Raw genomic sequence first — 18,035 nt, forward strand, 5'->3', positions numbered from 1 at the left:
TGGCCTATTTGCGCTGGTCGATGATCTCGAGCGCCGGGCTGAGATCGGGCTTGCCGACATGGATGGTGACGCGGGGCGGAGCCGCGCGCTCGAAGACGTTGGCGTCGAGCTTTACGACCTGCACGCCGTCCAGCTTCATCGACGGCTGCCCCAGCGCGACGTCGCGAAAGGTCGAGCCGCTGACGCGGGCCTGCGGGCCGAAGGTGCTTTCGTCGGTCCCACCTCGCAGGATGTCGAAGATGGGCGAGCCAAGCTGGGCGAATTGGCTGGCGGTCACGTCGAGCCGCTCGACGCCATAGACGCCCGACTCCGTCTCACCCGCGATCCGCAGCACCGCGCCGCTGATCCCCGTGAAGCTAGAACCCCGGATCGTCACATGATCGGCGAAGGTCCCCTTCTCGCCCTTCAGCGCGCCGCCCTTCAGGTCAGCGACCTCGCTGTCGATCAGCTCGACGGCGTAGTTGTGCAGCGGAGAACCGGCGCTGGCGCGGATCAGGGCGTTGTCGGCCTCCTCTGGAGCCTTGGAGCCCGATAGTTTGAGGCCCTGCAGCTTCAGAGAGCCGCGTCCCGTCAGGCTAAACAGCGTCGACCGATCGAAGGTCACGACCGGCTTCGCGCCCGTCTCGGCGCGAAAGGTCAGAGGCTGGCGGATCTCGACGACCCGCCCCTCGGCGTAGTCGCCGGCGGCCAGTTCGATGACGTCGCCGGCCCCGGCCTTGGCGGCGGCGGTCGACAGCTGGTCCTTGCCCGGCTTGATCTTCAGGACCCGGCCGGAGTCGAAGGCGACGGTCTGATCGCCCTTCGGGTACCAGGCCACGCCGGTCTCCTCGCGAGCCAGCAGCTTGACCGGTGCCTTCAGGCCCAGCGCCTTGCGCGCTGCGGCGTCCGGATAGACACGGCCGTCCGGCAGGGTCTCGCGACCAATAGTCGTGGCTTCAAAGCCAGAGACGCCGTCCAGCGGCGCGACGCCGTCGACCACATTGGCCGTAAAGGTCAGGCCGTCGGTCGGCGCTGTGGCCTTAAAGACAGTCTTGCCGCCAGAGCCGAGGAAGACATTGCCGGACAGCGTGCTGTGGGCCGGCGCCAGGGTGCGCTCCTGGTCCGCGCCGGCGCCGAACAGCACCTGCTTCACATCGACGAAGACGTTGTTCTCGATGCGGGCGTTGAGCACCTGATTGTAGCGGTTGAGCGGCGAGTTCGGCACGCCGTTCATCAGCACCAGGGCGCTGGTGAAGTCGTCGCCGCCCAGGCCCTGGAAGTAGTTGTTGCGCACCGTCTGGTCGGCGTTGATCACCCGCACGCCGCCGGTGTGCGGGACGCTGCCACCCAGGAAGACATTGTCCTCGACCAGATTGCCATTGCCGTGGCGCAGCACCAGCGCGCCCTGCGAGCGGACGAAGACGTTCCGGCGATAGATGTTGCCGCCCGACTTGTTCGAGATGATCTCGACCTCGCCGCTGCATTCCTCGAAATAGTTGTCCTCGACCACGGTCAGGGAATTGGTCAGCGAGAACTCGCTGGTGCCGACCCGGATGGTCTCACCGCCGTTCGAGCCCAGCGGCGGGCGCGGGCCGAAATAGTTGTGGTCGATGCGGTGATGGTTCTGCTGGCTCTCGGCCCCGCTCAGCACCACGGCCAGGGTCACACCCTGGTTCAGCTTGCCCTGCAGGTGGCTGTGATCAACGCGGTTGTTCTGGCCGTAGAGGCCGATCCAATAGTCGGCGGCGGCGCGCTCGGGCTTGTTGAAACCGTCGATCACCGTCTCGGTGACACGCGAGTCGAACGCCAGGGTCTTGCTGTCTTTTCGGAACGCGATGACCTCGGGCGACGGGCTGTAGCCGTCCTTGAAGGTCAGGCCCGAGACGATCAGGTGGCGACCGGCCAGGCGCAGGTTGGACTTGCCCGAGAGGACGACCTTGCCGGGCGTCTGGGCGCGCAGGGTGATCGGTTTGGCCGCTGTCCCCTCGCCCGTGAACAGAATCTCGAAGTCGCGCCAGACGCCATCGGCCAGGATGACCGTGTCGCCGGCGATCGAGGCGCGCACCGCCACGCTGTAGGCGTCGGGCGTGCTGACCAGGCGGTCGGCCGCATAAGCGTGAACCGAGCCCGCCATCGCGCCGAACGCCCACAGGGCGGCAATGCTCGAAACGCGCAGGCCTCTCAATTGACGCTCTCCCCGCGAAGCTGTGACCGCTTCCTCATGCCCCGAACGCCATCTGACGACGCGAGAACACCCCGATCGGACCACCCGGGCACAAAGGTGTCAACCAATTTGTCGACCAATTTTAGGCCAACAATAAATACCGCCTCATCGTCGCAGATCGTTGGCTAGACACGCAGGACGCGTCGCAATCGCCCCACTGCAAGGCCCTAGGGGGCCATGAAAACGTGAGAATCCACGTCAGAGTCGCCGCCTGAGATGCGATTTAATCGCACCAGGGTGTTGACATCCGCTCGTTAGGGGTCAACCAAATAGGTAAGCCAAATTTAGAAAATTGGTACTGGGGAGGCTAGAAACATGGACAAACGTCCTGAGCGCCGTGATGTGCGCACCATGCTGTTGGCGTCGACCTGCTTGGTCTTCGGCCTTGGCTTTGGCCAGGCTGTGGCGCAGGAAACGCCCGCCGCGAAGGATGCGGCCGATAGCGAGACGGTCGAAGCCGTGGTCGTCACCGGCTACCGCGCCTCGCTGCAAAGCGCACTGAACGTGAAGCGCCAGTCCGACGTGATGGTCGACGCCATCAACGCCGAAGACATCGCCGACTTCCCCGACGCCAACCTCGCCGAGTCGCTGCAGCGCATCCCCGGCATCTCGATCGACCGCGACAACGGCGAAGGCCGCACGATTACAGTGCGCGGCCTGGGCGGCGACTTCACCCGCGTGCGCATCAACAATCTCGAGGCGCTGTCGACGGCGGGCACCAACGATACCAACTCGACCGCGATCAACTCGACCCGGACCTTCGACTTCAACGTCTTCGCCTCGGAGCTGTTCAACAGCCTGAAGGTCCGCAAGACCGCCTCGGCCGAGACCGACGAAGGCTCGCTGGGCGCCACGGTCGACCTGCAGACGGGCCGTCCGTTCGACTATCGCAAGGACCGCTACGCGATCTCGGTCGAGGACGCCTATTACCAGAACGGCAAGCACCACAATCCGCGCCTGGCGGGCCTGTTCTCCAAGCGCTTCGCCGACGGCAAGATGGGCTTCCTGGCCTCGGTCGCCTATTCGGAGAAGGACTCCGAGACCGACCAATACCGCCGTCAGATCGTGACGGGCGAATATGTCTATCGCTCGGCCACCTGGGCGACGCTGGAGAACCCGCGCCGCGCCGGCTTCTCCGCGCCCGTCGGCACGCTGTTCACCAACCGCGTCTCCAATCCGACCGCGACCAACCCCGGCGGCACGGTGTCGTCCACGGCCGCCATCACCAACCCGTCCTATATCGATGCGGTGACCGGCTCGGATCCCGCCGCCTACGCCCTGCTCCACCCGTCGCTGGACGGCTCGCAGATCATCTTCCCGGCCCTGGCCGGTCCCGAGCAGCAGGATCTGCACCAGAAGCGCCTGGGCATCACCTCGTCCTATCAGTGGGATATCTCATCCCGCACGCGCCTCACGATCGACGGGCTGCACTCGAACCAGAAGAGCACCTCGACGCTGAACCAGCTGTTGCCGTTCGGCCTGAACCGCAACAACACCAACGCGACCTACGCCACGGCTAACGCCGCCACCGCGCTGAACTCCAAGCGCGGGCTGTATCCGGGGACCTGCACATATACGGCCGGCGGCGCCTATGCCTCGCCGATCGACTGCGGCCAAGCGACCTATGGCGGCGCGCTCGTGGCCGGTACGAGCTTCTCGTACAACCCCAACAATCTGGACGTTTACGACTACTACAATTCGCCCGTCTCGCCCGGCTATGTCCCGTCGGCGGACGGCCTGGCCATGCGCGCCCAACAGATCGGTCGCCCGGCGACGGACGTGCTGGCCGCCAACGTCACCAACGGGGTCGCCGACTATCTGAAGCTGCGCAACCTGGACTGGGCCGCTCGCGCCGACCAGGGCAGCTACAACACCACCTTCGACCAGCTGTCCTTCAACCTGACCCACGAGTTCAGCGACCGCTTCAAGGCCGACTTCACCTATGGCGCGTCGCGCTCAAAGCTGAACTCCTACGGCAAGATGGCCGAGTGGGGTCAGTTCGATCAGCCGGCCACCTTCACCTATGACGAGCGCGGCGGCGGCGACATGCCCCTGTTCGACGCCGGCTTCAACGCCGCCGATCCCACCCAGTGGACGATCCTCAAGGGCGTCTCGTTCCTGCGCTACCACAAGAAGGTCGTCGAAAATCGCTACAACTCGTGGAAGGCCGACTTCACCTGGGAGCTCAACGACAACCTGACCCTGAAGTTCGGCGGCACCCAGCGCGACTATCGCTTCTCGACCTCGCAGACCGAGCGCCAGAACGTCCAGATCAACCCGACCGAAAAGGAAGCGGGTGTCTCGATCGCCAGCCTCGGCAAGGTCATCAACTTCGGCCAGGGCTTGGACGTGCCCGCCGGCACCACGACGTCGTGGTTCGGCCCGGACATCGAGAAGTTCGATGCCCTGTTCGGCTTCACCTGCGAGTGCATCAACAAGTGGGGCGACTGGCGCCTGACCCAGTTCCGCCAGCAGGGTCGCGAGACCTTTAACGTGAGCGAGAAGACCGCCGGCGCCTACGGCCAGGTCAACTTCAACTATGACTTCCTGGACGGTTGGAACACCTTCGGCAATCTCGGCGTCCGCTACGCCACGACCGATGTCGACTCGACCGGTCGCTCGACCGGCGGCCGCAGCGTGAAGGGCGAGAACTCCTATTCGGACGTCCTGCCCTCATTCAACATCGCCATTCGTCCGCGTGACAATCTCTACTTCCGCTTCGGCGCGGCCCAGACCATGTCGCGCCCGACTCTGCAGCAGCTGGCCCCGACCATTACCCAGCTGACGATCCCGGAGGGCGGCATGACGTCCGGCGCCACCCTGACGATCGGCAACCCCAAGCTCTCGCCGTTCCGCGCCAACAATTTCGACGCCGCCGTGGAATGGTACTACGCCGAAGGCGGTCTTATCTCGATCGCCGCGTTCAAGAAGAAGATCGGCTCCTATCCGCAGACGGTGCGCTTCGCCGCGCCGCTGTCGACCTTCCTCGACGCCGAGGGGCTGCAAAGCCTGATCGAACAGTACGGCACAAGCAGTGACCAGGCCGCCTATATCCGCGGCGACTACGATGCGACCGCCCGCCAGTTCCGCGACGCCCCCGGTGGCGAGCTGAAAGGCTGGGAGATCAACTATCAGCAGGCCTTCACCTTCCTACCGGGCCTGCTGAAGAACACGGGCATCCAGCTCAACGCCACCCACATCGAGTCCGAACTCACCTACATCCTGGATCCGGGCTCGGAGACGACGCCGGCGGTCATGGGCAAGGCGCCGTGGCTGGGCGCGTCACCCAACGCGGTCAACCTGACGCTCTATTACGAAGACAAGCGCATCAACACGCGCGTCTCCCTGGCTCAGCGCGACGGCTACTATACCACCTACCCGCTGGTGGCCGGCGCTTGCGCGCCGGGCGTCGTCGGCGGCGTGGCGTGCGATACGCCGCTGATCAACGACTTCGGCGGATCCAAGGACACGCTGAACGTCGACTTCGCCTTCAGCTACAAGATCTCGGACCGGGCCTCGTTCTCGATCGAGGGCCTGAACATGACCAACCAGGCCACCAGCCGATACTACTACGCCGACAATCCGGTGGCGGCGCTCTACGGCTCGCCCGGCCGGCAGTTCACGATCGGCTTCCGGTTCAGAAACTAGGCTTGTTCGTCAGGGGTATACCACTTTGGTGTACCCCTGATAGAACACGTTAGATCTCATCAGACTGAGGTGGGACGCCGAGTCGTCTCATGGCGATCCGGACGAGAGGCAGCAGAGCAGCGGCGGATGACCATGGATAGGCGCTACCAGCAGGTCGCAAAGCAGATCATCGAGCTGATCGAGTCGGGTGAGTTCGCGCCTGGCAGCCGCCTGCCCGGCGAGCGCGAACTGGCCGAACGGCTGGGCGTCTCGCGCGTCACCGTGCGGGAAGCCGAGATCGCGCTCGAGGCGCAGGGCTATATCGCCGTCAAGACCGGCTCGGGCGTCTATATCCGCCCCCGCCCACCAGCTGGCCTGTCGCCGCTGACCGAGGTCGACGCCTTCGAGCTGACGACCGTCCGCGCGGTCGTCGAAGCCGAATCCGCGGCCCTGGCGGCGCTCAACATGGGCTCCGAAGCCCTGGCCCTGCTGGAAGACACCATGCGGGTGATGGCCGGCAACGACGATGCGGCCGAAGAGGCCGACGAACGCTTCCACCTCATCATCGCCGAGCACAGCGGCAGCCCGATCATCGAGCATTTCGTGCGCACCCTCTGGCGGATGCGCAACGAGGCGCCGCGCGTCGTCCAAGTCTACAGCAATGTGTGCAAGAGCGGTTTCGAGGACCGGATCGAGGAACACCGAGCCGTGTACGACGCCATCCGCAATCGCGATCCGAACGCGGCCCGCTTGGCGATGCGGGAACACTTCAGCCGCCTCTTCGAAGCCATGCTCGCAGCGGAAGAAACCGAAGCGATCGTACAATTGCGCAGGAAGGCGCTACAGCACCGCGACCGCTTCAAGCTGTCCGTACAATCGGGCGCCGCCTAGCGGCCGCCCCCGTTCGCGCTCGCCAGCGGCTCGACCAGTAGTCGCCCGCTGTCGACATAGGAGCTGAGGTCTTCCGGCCAGGCCTTGCGCGCCTCTTCGATCGGCTGGCGTCCGACCTTTCCAGGCGCAGGTCCGAGCGGAGTGACGGACGAGACGGCCTATTGCACCCGAGCCTTTTTATCCTTCCGGCGAGGTCCTTGCGCCGATGGCGCTATGCGATGAGCGACGAGGCCGAGGAGCGCTTGATCGTGAAAGGATGTTCGCGTCAGTTTGATCAGGGCCAGATGTGACTGACACGCGCGGCCGCCGCGATCATCCGTCGGACCGGCGCAGCGGCGCCTTTGGTGCGGCAGGCCGGCGCGCGTTGGCCGGTCGATCAGAGCGCCTCAGCCGGTTGGGCCACGCGGCTGAATAGGGCACGCCCAGCGCCTCGGCTAGTTGTTCGCGATTCGGCGCGTCCCCGCCGAGCCATTCGGCCACCAGGCCCTCGCCCCTCGACATTGCCTTTTCCAACGTGCGCTCTACCGATTGGCGCCGCGGCGACCAGGCCAGATAGGGGCCGGCGGGCGCGCCGTCACCGGCGCTCTGCCACAGGTCGCGGCCAAGGGTGACCTTGCCTTGTGGACCGGCGGCGGCGCGCAGGGCGTCCCAGCTCGCCCAGAACATCGGCGGGGCCCGGACCCGTTGGCGCGCGCCGCGCAGGAGGCCCGCGCGGGCCTGCAGCGCCAGAATGTCGGCGGGCGGCGCGAGCGAGCGGGAAAGAGACAGGAGACCTGACAGGTTTTTGAGTACATCGCGCGCGATGGCCTTCGGGTCGCGCTCATCGGTAATCTGGGGGGCGCCTGAGGACCGATCTCTGCCGTCGCGACGCTCGACGGCGTCGAGAAACAGATGCAGCCCAATCAGTCCCGCGATGGGATTGTCGAACTTGTTCGTCAGCAGGTTGTTGATCAGATCCGTGGTGACAAAGATCGCTCGCCCCTTCCCGAGAGCGATACGGGCAGTTTCTACCGTCTCCAGATGACCGTGATAAACGATCGGGCGCGACGGGAGGGCCATCTGCACGGAGACGTCTACGGTCGCGGGACTGGTCGACGGCGCGCGCCGTTCCGATCGGCTCAAAGCGTCTGGCCCATTTGGATGCGGAGACGTGGATGGCGCTTCCCCGGCCACCTCGCTCGCGCACGGCTCGCCGCGGATGAAGATCCGAGTCTGCCAGCCCGCGGCCAGCAGGATCGATTGCCGCGTCACCACGCGCCCTGCCCGCGTTTCTAGGATGTGGGCGCCAAGGCCCGGACCGACCCGGATGGCGACCGCCGCCCACGCTCGATCGTTGATGATACGGGAGCGGCAACCGCGTTTGCCCAGATCCACGCCACGGGCCGCCTCGCGCCAAGGGATCAGGCGCACCCCGGCGAACGGATGGCTGGTCGGCCGGCCCTCGACCGGCCAATGGCTCATCACCAGCAACTTGTGGTCATCATGCCCGCCGTCCAGGTCGTCGAGGACCTCGCGCGCGAGGTCCTCGAGATCTTGAGCGGTGTCGGGGAACATCGAGCCGGTGGGCGCGACGGCGGGATACACCGGCACGCGCAGGTCGATCGAGGGAAGGTCCTTGTCGAGCATCACGATCTGTTCGCGCACAGCGCCGCCACGCTCGACGCGTATCTTGTAGAGCCCTGCGGGAAAGTTGCCGTTAAGCGCGCCGACCTCCCGTTGCACGAGCCCCAGGGCGCCGTCGAGGAGGAAGATCTCAGCGTCGCCATGGGTGGAGACCGTGATCATGGGCATGGTCGCCTCCTAACCGATGTCAGACGGTGTGGCCGCGCCGATCTCGACGAACCGGCTCAGCCCCGGCGCCGACAGCTTGTAGAGGCCAAGGCCCAACCGGAAGGACAGCCAGCCGTTCGTCACCAGCGCCGAGGCCCGCAGCTGGAGCGAGCCGTCGAGCAACTGGACGCTGAGACCTTCGGCGAGCTTGCCTCCGTCATCGGCCTCAGCGCGAATCCTGTAGGTCGGCAATCGCGCGCTCGCCACCGTGGCGAATAGCAGGTCGTCTTCCTGGGGAAACATCGCGCCCGACGCTTCGGCCGCACGGGGCCCCTTCTCCAGGCTTTCACTGCCGTTCAGCAGGAACCGCTTTAGGGAGGCGGTGCGGACTTCGCCCTTCTCATCGGCCGCTGCGCCCCGAAGGCCGCGCAGCAGTTTTTCGGTGAACAGGCCACGGATCTCCCCGGCGGGCCCCACCGGGCCCTCATAGGCCGCGCGGTTCGCCGCCGACCCGAACGCCATCACCACCTTGGCTGGGTCTCCGGCCCTGGCAACCTGCTTGACCAGGGTGGGCCTTCCCGGCGCGTAGTCATAGGTCTGGATGGCGCAGCAATCCATCCACAGCACCAGTTCATCGAAGTGATACTGCTGGGCGAACCAGTCGATCCAGGCCGGAGCCTCGAAGTTAGGAACATCTGTCGTCCCCAGCGCATCGGCCAGGATTAGGCATCGCGACCTGGGTTCGGGCGCGAAGCCGTGCCCGGCCATGTAAACATAAAGGCGGCGGGCCACGGGGAAGCTGCTCGGCGCCAGGTAGGGGCGGAAGGCGTGTTTGACGTCGGTCTCGGTGGGCCGGAGCTGCGTGGTGCTCCAGACCTGACCGTGCCCGCCCGCGGAAGTCACCAGAGTGACGTTCGCCCTGGCGTCTTTCACAAGCCATGCGGCCATGTCCCGGGCGTCCTCGACCGCGCCGGCCAGGTCGTTGGAGCTTTGACCGTCGGCCCCGAAGGTCGGGTAGCGGCCGATACCGACGACGATCGCCTGGTCGCCCGCCGCCACCCTCAGCCCCCGAAGGTCGGGCGTAAGCCGTAGGCGGCCCGGATCAGCGACTTGTCGACCTCGGTGAGCGTGGTGTTGAAGCCCACGGTGAAGCCGTCCGTCGTCCATTCGGGGGGGATCGGATACATCATGATCGAGCCCTTATCGACGTCTGTGCCGAAGATCTGGTCGGGCGCGTAGCGCACGAACATGTTGGCGTCGATCTTGGCGTTGTCCCAACCCTGGGAGCGCTGAAGATCTGCGCGCACCCGCTTGACGTCCCACTGGATCTGCTGGGCCGGATTCATGTGCTCGTGCACCAGGCCCAGGGCGTGGCCGAACTCATGAAGCACGACCGCCCGCGCCTTGTCTTCGGCGAGCTCCAGCGTCATCCAGCCCAGGTTCATGGTAGGGCCAGGCACCTCCACCGTCCGGGCATATCGGCCAAGCTTGGAGAAGGAGCCGAGGGCGGGATTGAACGCGACGCGGATATCGGCCTGGCCCGGGTCGCGGCCATCGTCGATCCAGAACTCGAAATCGAAGTTGGCGCGCGTCTCCTGAAGCCAGATCCGGGCCAGGTCCGCGACCCGGCGATGAAGCTCAGGGGCGCCCTCGAGGAACGCCACGCGCAGCCTCACGCCGCGCCCCCAGAAGGCGGCGTTCAGCAACGCGGCGCGCGGCGTGAAGCCGGACGCGCCGGGCTGGTGGTCGACCTCCTCGAGCGTCGAGCAAAATTGGTGTGTGTGCTCGCTCATGGTGCGGCCCCTACAGATCGCGGCACGCGTAGACGAGCTCGTTCTTGACGGCAGCGGTGAAGCAACGGCTGATCGGCAATCCCGAGCCGCCAAGATCCCTGATCGTCGGCTCAGTGCTTCCCCAGTAGCCGGCCGGCGCCCAGCCCCCGGGGTTCATGTTTCCCGGTGTGACGATGGTCACATGACCCTCCAACCGCGGCGGATCATACGCCGTCGACTTGACGCCAGCGATCACCAGCTTGCCCTGCTGGGCGGCGGCGCGCGCCGCCGGTCCGTCCGCCAGCGGCTGCCATCCCGGGGTCTGGATCTTGTCGATGAGCTGGTCGGCGACGCCGGAAAGCGAGAAGCCCAATCGGTGGGCCACCTCGATGACATAGAAGTTGCAGGCATTCTTGTAGGGCCCCTGAGGGCCCGAGGCATTCCAGACGTCCTTGCAAATCTGCTCGATCCGTAGGGCGTCGGGATTTGGCGCCGACAGGGTGTCGGCGCCCGAGCGCGACAGGTCCGGGTCGAGGGGGCGTAGCGCCTGGCTCATCTCCCCTGGGTTGACGCCGTAGAAGTTCACCAGCGCTCGGCCAGCATCTGGATTGACCGCCATCGCCGAGACGGTGGCGCGCGCGTCGGCCGCATAGCCCCAGCCGGGAAGCGGGTCCTTACGGCGCCCGTCCAGGAACCAGTCGACGTCGAAGTTCGGCGACATCCGCACGAGGATGAGCAGGACGATGAAATAGGCGAAGAAGCCGACCGCCAAGCCAACGCCATACGCGCCGAAGAGGTCTGTCGCGCGCTGGAAGAGCGTCAGGACCGCGGTTCCGCCGATCGCGCCCAGCAGGGTCAGGATATCCCCGAACTGGATATCGCCTTTCCGGTAACGGTTCACATAGTAGACATACCAGCCGATCAGGAGACCAAACCCGAAAGCGCCGGCGATCTGCCAGTCGAAGACGAAGCTCCTCATAGTTCCCTCCCTGTGACAAATTTCTGTGTCGCGCTGCGCGCGGCGATCATCGCGGGCATGGCCCAGGCGATCAATCCGCCGACGAGCTCGCCGCCGACGGCCCATGCAACGCTCGCCGCCGAATCCATGATCCAGGCCGCCGCCACGGGGCCTGCGGCCGCGACGACCATCCAGGCGGCCTGCGCCAGGCGCGCGGCCGCGCTGCGGGGGCCGCGGACAGCGTAACGGCCGCGCGCGGCGATCAATACGCCGACGACCGCACCAAGGCTAAGGGCGCCTAGACCTGCGGACGAGATCATCGCCGAGCCCTCCGCGGCGGGAGCCTGATTAGCGGCTTCGCGCACGCCGCGAGACGGGCTGGATTTTGCACCAGGCTCATCGATCACCCCACTCGATGGGCCGCGACACCCCCAACAGCATCCCGGTGGTGTCAAACGGGTGCATCGACATCGGCTTATCCAGAGCCTCTATAGGCTGAGCCCCGAAAAGGGTGTTCTTGAGGGTCTCGCCGTCCCGGTGGCCGACTTGCGACTTGAGCCTGAGCATGCGCATCAGCCGCACGCGCCCTCGCGCCCCGGCCAGGGCAAGCGATGAAACCAGGCGCTCGTCGCGCCACAGCCATTTGTTCAGCGGCATTTCGACGGAAGCCGTTGGTATCTCTCCCACGAACACGGGCCGCTCGCGCAGTCGCGCGAAGGCGTCGGTCCTGTAGATCGTGACCACGGCGAGCAGGATCTCCTCAACCTGGGCGTCGGCGTCGGTCAAACCTAGCGGCGCTAGTCTCGACAGCGCCCTCCCATCGCGCAGGCCCAGGGTCACGGCGCTGGACGTCAGGGTCACGGTCAGGTCCTCGACCTGCGCCGGTTCCGATGTTCCGTCTGCAAGCGTGGCCCTCACCGCCGACATTGCTTCGGCGAACTGGCACCAGATCGGCGGGGTGAACGCCGAGAGTCGGATCGGCCGCATCAGCGCCTCGGATGGCGCGCGGGCTCGCCCGACGCCGATCGTCAGCGGTTCGCCGGGCAGGAAGGTCTGGTCAGGGCCGGCCATGAGCGGCAGGCAGGTCACATTGAGCCAGCGCCCTTCTTCGGGACGCTCGACGCTGTCTTGTCCATCCCGGCGGGTGATCCGCACGCGAACGGAGACGTCGCCCGCGGGCTGATAGGCGCTGTTGCCCGACTGGGGCGGCTCGCGCGGCGAGACGACGAGCCGCAGCTCAGCGCTCGCGTCCAGACCGATCGGCAGCCTCAGCGGCGTGGACTGGCCCAGTGAACTCCCCGCTTCGATCACCAGCGCCGCGCTACGTTCGTCCTTCACGATGACGGCGGACACTTTCAGGTGCTCGAGGCCTTCGATGTCGTCCCGCGTCGCCTTCAGGAAGGCCACTACGGTCTCGACCGCCCCGGCGCGGGGAATCTGGCCCAGGTCCAGCGATAGGCCATCATACTGAGTGTTGAAGACGAAGGCGGCGCCGGATGGAGCGGGCTCGGCCGTCGGCCCGGGGCTGCTGAGCCGATAGATCGTCTTGCCGCAACCGGCGTCGCCGGCGATTGACGCCGACAGGCGCGGCGAGCCTGGCCCGACGCCGCCCCGCGCGTTCGGGGATTGTGCGGGGGCTTGGTCGATGAAGCGCGGCTCTTCCCAGCGTCGGAAGCGAAGACGGATCAACGACCAGGGTGGGGCTTTGCCGCCGACGGGGCTTACCAGCCAGCCGGAGTGATCGAACCGCCCGGCTTCAGTTTCCGCGTCGAAGGTATAGCCGATCGGCCCGTCCAGGCGCAGGGCCATCGCCTCGGCCGGTGCGCCCGCGCCAGTCCGGATGGGATCGGGTCCCCACTGTTGAAGGAACTTCGGCGCACCAGGCTCAGGTGCGGGGTGGCGACCGACGTCGATGACCGCCTCCATCCCCTCGCCTATGTTGAAGTTGGCGAACGAGGACTCGTTCATGAGCGCCAGCAGGGGCGGCACGCTGCCGGCGGCCATCAGGGGCTCGGTCAACGGCAGGACGAGGGCAAGGCCGGGGCGACGCAGCACACGCGCCTTAGGCCGGTCGCCCAGGAGGCGCGCCTGCCAGGCCGCCGGCGACGCCGGATGGCGATGGGTGTAGCACTCAAGAGCGCTGCTTGGCCTCAGCGCCATGTAGCGGCTGGTGACCTTCATGCCAAAGCGCCAAAGGTTCGCCCCCAACCGATAGTCGAGATCGCGCTCGAACAGGCTCGGCGCGGCCTCAAGGACCGGAGCGTCGGAAAGCCTGGCGCGGCCCGCATAGACGTGCGCCTTAGTCAGGCGTCGTTCGGAGATCGCCCCCACGTCATCGTCACGGCGGCCAGCGAAGGCGATCTGTTCGGCCTCCCCGCCGATCTCCGCCCAGCCCTCGATCCCACCCGGAGGCAGGCCGGCGGCCGTGATCTCGTCGCTCAGCGGCCGGCCGCGCCAGCTCCACCGCTGACAATAGAGCGAGACGCGGTCGGCATACCTGATGGCGGGATAGAGGGATTGTTTGGCGCCATCCTGAAGGACAGTCTCCACACCCTTCAGCTTCATGATCGCCCGGTCCTCGCGCGCAGGTCCGATCGGCGCGCCGTCGAGCACCGGCGCAGGGCGTAGCACCGTGGATGCGTCCAGGATCTGGCTCTTGAACCACTGCTCGGCCGTGCCGAACTCTTCCGTGGCAGCCTCGAAGGTGAGGACCAGCGGCTGTCCAAGCAGGGCGCCGTCCTTTTCGCGCAAGGCTTCAAGGACCGCCGGGGAGAGCCGCGCGAGCGTTGGAATATTGCTCAGATCGGCTTGGTTGGCCGGCGCCACGGCATAGGCGCGCAGCTCGTACAGCTTGCCTGCCTCGAGCACCGCGCCCTCGGCTCGCAGGCTGGCGGACTTGCCAACCCTGACCTCGAGCTCGGCCAGGCCTGCTTTCGGCCAAAGCTTAAACTCAGAAGCCAGATAAACTCCGTCGATGGTCCTGATGGTCGGGAAGATCTCGACGAGCTCGACCCAAATTTTCTTGACGCACGGGTCGTCGAGACTGCGATCGACGGGGCGTGTCGGATCGACGTCCGTGGCATGGGTGTGGGCGTCGTTGATCAGCGTCTTATAGCCGCCTTCGTTGATCGACGTCGCGTGAGAGCCTTCGTTGATCCAGCGGTCGAAAGTCCAGAAGTCGACCGCCGGCGGGCGAAACCTCAGCGTGGCCTTGGTCGGCGCGCCGCCGGTCGGGTTTTTAAAGCCGTCCAGCAGCACGGTCGCGCGCCCCTGGTGCGCCGTCTCCGGCGGTAGTTGCCGCGTCAGGCCACGCGCCTCGTCCCACGACGCGCCCTGGTCGGACAGGACCTCGCTCGAACGCAGCCCGATCGAGACCACCGGCGGGTCGACATCGTCGGTCGCCGCGCCCTCGAGGGTCAGGGTCACGGCGAAGTTGCGCCAGGCGTCAGTGTGCTGGCAGGTGAATGGCGGGCGGATAGGCGTGGTGGTCGGTTCGTCTTCGGCCCAGACCACAGGATCCGTCGCCAGCAGCACCGCCTTCTGGCCAGAGACGTCGAGGCGCAGCCCTCTGCCCGCCAAGTCGGCGGCTCTGACCTTGACCGAGAGCAGCGGCTTGTCGAGCGGGTTTTCCAGATCCACCACCCGCAAGAGGAGGTCGCCCACCCGCGGCGGAGCCGCGATGTCGATCCGCGCCAGTCGGGATCGGCCTGGGATCAGGCCGCCGAAGGTGAGGATGCCGCCAGCCTCGCGCGGATCGCGGTAGAACCAGGTCGGATGGCCTTCGCGCAGGGTGACGGGCGGTGGGCGGATGGGCAGTTCGGCCGCCAGGGGCGCGACGCCTTCGGGCACGCCGGGAACCTTGTCGGCGAGCCTTGGCGCGCCCACCGGCGTCGTGCGCAGGTAATGGACGTTCCGCACCAGGGGCCGGGTGGTCTCGTCGATCGTCAGCGTGAAGCTGGCGTTCGAGGTCGCTATGGGAATGGTTGGATCATTGCCCTGCCTCAGGAATACAGGGAGGACGCCGCCCAGCCCGATCACATAGGGCAGGAAGTGATAGTGGCGGCCGAAGGTGAGCTGGGGCAACTTGCCGCCACGTCCGCCCTTGACGGGAAACGCGTAGGCCTCGACGCGCCGGGACGCGTCCGAGCCAGGCGTGTCGGCGTCGGCCGTGTCGAGGCCCGCCTCGCCGGGCATCTCGGCCACCAGGGACCGGTTCTCATAGCTGAGATTGGCGGCTCGAACCCCCGCAGTTTCGGTGACCTGCAGGGGCACGGGGTCCACGCGATAGGGATGATCGGCAGAGAGCCCGGTTTCGACGCCGTTTCCCCCGGGCGCGGGGTTCAAGGGCTGGCGATGGCCTTTCTCGGACGACGGCGCGCAAAGCTCGGCGGCATTGGCGCTCCACCATCGCGAGGGCGCGACGCCATCAGGAGAGCGACTGACCAGCACCCCGACCCCGGCCAGGCGGCGCCAGAGGTCTTCCGCGCCGGGCATACCTTGGAACTGATCGATCTGCATGACGATCGGCGCCGCCCGCGCGGTCGTGCGCGGCGCCGTGTCGGCATCCCCGAACAGGCTTGATAGTCGGGCCAGCGCGGCGGCCTTGGCTGCGGCCAGGATCGCTTTGAACAGCGCCTTCATCTCGGCCGGAGGCTTCACCAAGTCGACCGTCGTCCTCTCGATCTCCTCATATCGTTGCTCGAGGAAGATCTTCACCTCGCCTCGCAGTCGCTGGGGAAGGTCATCCCCTCCTGACTCGCCTTCGGCGAGTTTCTCGAGGAACGGGGCCGCCATCGCCAGCCCGATCGCGGCGCGCACGGCCGAGGGCTCGTCGCGACGCCCGCCAAGCCAAGCCCGCACGTCGGCCTGGTCGCTGGCGTTGGCCCCATAGCGGACATCATCGAAATCGGCGTTCTCTGCCGTCGTCTCCAGGTCGAAACCGGCCCTGAGCGTATGGAGCGACAGCGTCACGGTTGGGGCCTGGACCCTGATCAGTCCGCCGGGACCCGCCCAACCGAGCCAGAGCGTGAGCCTCACGGTCGAGTCCGCAGCCCGTTCGAGGATCAGTTCGCCTTCGAGGCGCTGATCCGCCCAGTCCGCCGACGGACCTGCCGCCCCGTCGACGCCTAGTGACGCGGCGCCGGCCGTGAGCTCCAGGAGGAACCGCGCGACCGGTTCGCCGGCGTTGCGCACATGGATCCTCAGCCGCCCTCCGGCGACGCCCTTGACCCCCACCGGTATGACGGCCCCGCCTGTGCGCTGCAGGTCATCGATATCAAGCAGGGGCCGGTCGAATGCGGTGACCTCCCCTGGCAATTTCGAGTCGCCGTCACGGCCAAGGCCCGGCAGACGCAAACTGACACGTGACTGTCCCGCGTCGAGCTTGCGGGCCGGCTGCGATGGCGCCGTCGCCAGGGCGTCGTACGCGCCCGCCGACCAGTGCAGGGCCAGCCAGGCCTTCAGACCCGGATCGGTCTCGAGGGAGGCGATGCGTAGACGACCCGGCTCCACGGCGCTGGTCGGTGCGGATCCGGGTTTGGGGCTGTCCACCAGGTCCGGCGCCAGATCGACGAGCGCGGCCAGGCGCTCGGGGGCCACCGACGAGAACCAGGTCGGGGCGGCCAGACGCGCCGCCGCGCCATCCTGGGCTTCGAGAATGTCGACCAGGACGTTGAGGGCCGCCGCCCCCGGACGCGCCAAGGCCCAGCCTTGTTTGAGAAGCGACACTGCCGGTGAGGGGCCAGCCTCGGTCATATAGGCCCGGCGGCGCAGCTGCGGCCAGGCGACGGTGTCGAGTAACCAGGTCAAGGTCGGGCGTGTCGGGCCGTCCGTTGGCGTCTCAAGGTCTTGACGCAGGGCTTTGCGGCGCTGACGCGCCAGCGGCTCGTCGAGGCCGCCTGCCGCCGCCGGGGGTTGCAGCCATTCCATGACGGCGCGGTCCATGACCGCCAGGATGTGCGGCCAGGGATCGATCACTTCAGCCAGCCGGTTGGGAAGGTCGACGGCGTCGTCGCGGAGCGTCACTTTGGCCGGTGGCGGCGCAGGGGCGTCCACCGCCGACTTTTCCGCCGGCCGGATGGACAGGGTGGCGATGTCGATCAGCTGGTCGGCCTTCAGCGCGCGCGGCGCGGCGGCCGGCGGTGATGGGGTGATGTGGGCGGTGGCGGCTGCGGGCGCGTAGTCGGCGACGAAGCGATCATCCGTAGGCGACGCCACAGGTAGTTGAGGTTCCTGGGCGTTCGCCAGGTCGCAACTGAAGCGGGGCGCGGCGAGGTAGCGGTCGCCGTTTTCGTCGCCTGGAATGTGAAACGCCGTCCAGACCGCCAGTCCCGCCGGGACCGGATGGGGCAGCGCCCCCAGCCCGTCCACGAGGCCTGGCACGGTGCGGCCGCCGATCTGCCCGGCCGCCGGCTCCTCGAGGGCGATCCTGGCGCCGACCTCGTCGACGATCGCCTTGGCGAGCGCAGTGAGTTTGCCTCCGAAGGCCGGATCAAGGTTGGGCGCGGCGTCGAGCGCCAGCACCGCGTCGGCCGTGACCTCGACGAGGCCGGCGACGCCCTCGCGGATGCGCCAGATCCGCCAATGGGCGGCGCCATGCGGGAACGCCGTGTCCGCCGGCGAGCCGTCGTCCAGGGGCTGAGCCGTCCAGGTCCACGGCGTCACCGATCCGATGTCGTTCGGCTGGGCCGGCGCGGCGTTCTCGCCGAGGATCGCTGCGCTCAGTCGCATCCCGATCAGCGCCTGGTCACCCAGAGAACTGGGCCAGCGATCGACCTGGACGTTGACCTTGAGAGATTTCGTCATTCGTCGGTCT

The 18,035-nt window shown here is 67.0% G+C and carries 9 protein-coding genes; 2 read left to right on the forward strand and 7 right to left on the reverse strand.

Annotated elements, in window-relative coordinates; translation table 11 throughout:
- Positions 1–4: 4 nt before the first annotated feature.
- Positions 5–2,164 (reverse strand): chondroitinase-B domain-containing protein, encoded by a 2,160-nt coding sequence (locus tag AC1RR5_RS16535; protein ID WP_492923018.1) that lies wholly within the window; start codon positions 2,162–2,164, stop codon positions 5–7.
- A 354-nt stretch (positions 2,165–2,518) separates the two neighbouring features.
- On the opposite strand from AC1RR5_RS16535, the gene AC1RR5_RS16540 reads away from it, so the two are divergent.
- Together AC1RR5_RS16540 and AC1RR5_RS16545 are read left to right on the forward strand one after the other, a co-directional pair.
- Positions 2,519–5,851: a TonB-dependent receptor domain-containing protein gene (locus AC1RR5_RS16540; protein WP_492923020.1), complete on the forward strand. Its 3,333-nt coding sequence runs from the start codon at positions 2,519–2,521 to the stop codon at positions 5,849–5,851.
- A 126-nt stretch (positions 5,852–5,977) separates the two neighbouring features.
- Positions 5,978–6,721, forward strand: coding sequence for a FadR/GntR family transcriptional regulator (locus AC1RR5_RS16545; RefSeq protein ID WP_492923022.1), 744 nt, complete (start codon positions 5,978–5,980; stop codon positions 6,719–6,721).
- Between the two features lie 312 nt (positions 6,722–7,033).
- On the opposite strand, the gene AC1RR5_RS16550 is transcribed toward AC1RR5_RS16545, so the two are convergent.
- From AC1RR5_RS16550 to AC1RR5_RS16575, 6 genes are all read right to left on the reverse strand, one after another.
- Complete coding sequence (locus AC1RR5_RS16550; RefSeq protein WP_492923024.1) at positions 7,034–8,512, reverse strand: hypothetical protein; 1,479 nt, start codon at positions 8,510–8,512, stop codon at positions 7,034–7,036.
- Between the two features lie 9 nt (positions 8,513–8,521).
- Positions 8,522–9,550, reverse strand: coding sequence for a caspase family protein (locus tag AC1RR5_RS16555; RefSeq protein WP_492923026.1), 1,029 nt, complete (start codon positions 9,548–9,550; stop codon positions 8,522–8,524).
- Between the two features lie 2 nt (positions 9,551–9,552).
- A complete protein-coding gene (locus AC1RR5_RS16560) occupies positions 9,553–10,284 on the reverse strand; it encodes a zinc metalloprotease (RefSeq protein ID WP_492923028.1) in 732 nt (243 codons plus the stop codon).
- A gap of 10 nt (positions 10,285–10,294) precedes the next feature.
- Positions 10,295–11,242 carry a hypothetical protein gene (locus tag AC1RR5_RS16565; RefSeq protein WP_492923030.1) on the reverse strand — a complete coding sequence of 316 codons (948 nt, stop codon included), beginning with the start codon at positions 11,240–11,242 and terminating at the stop codon, positions 10,295–10,297.
- The gene (locus AC1RR5_RS16570; protein ID WP_492923032.1) at positions 11,239–11,541 is read right to left on the reverse strand and encodes a hypothetical protein; all 303 of its coding nucleotides are present in this window, start codon (positions 11,539–11,541) and stop codon (positions 11,239–11,241) included. Before AC1RR5_RS16570 ends, AC1RR5_RS16565 begins: the two co-directional genes overlap by 4 nt.
- 76 nt (positions 11,542–11,617) lie before the next feature.
- On the reverse strand, positions 11,618–18,025 hold the full coding sequence (locus AC1RR5_RS16575; protein ID WP_492923034.1) for a hypothetical protein: 6,408 nt from the start codon (positions 18,023–18,025) through the stop codon (positions 11,618–11,620).
- Between the last annotated feature and the right edge of the window lie 10 nt (positions 18,026–18,035).

This window comes from Caulobacter sp. GW821-FHT11E11 (assembly GCF_058808315.1).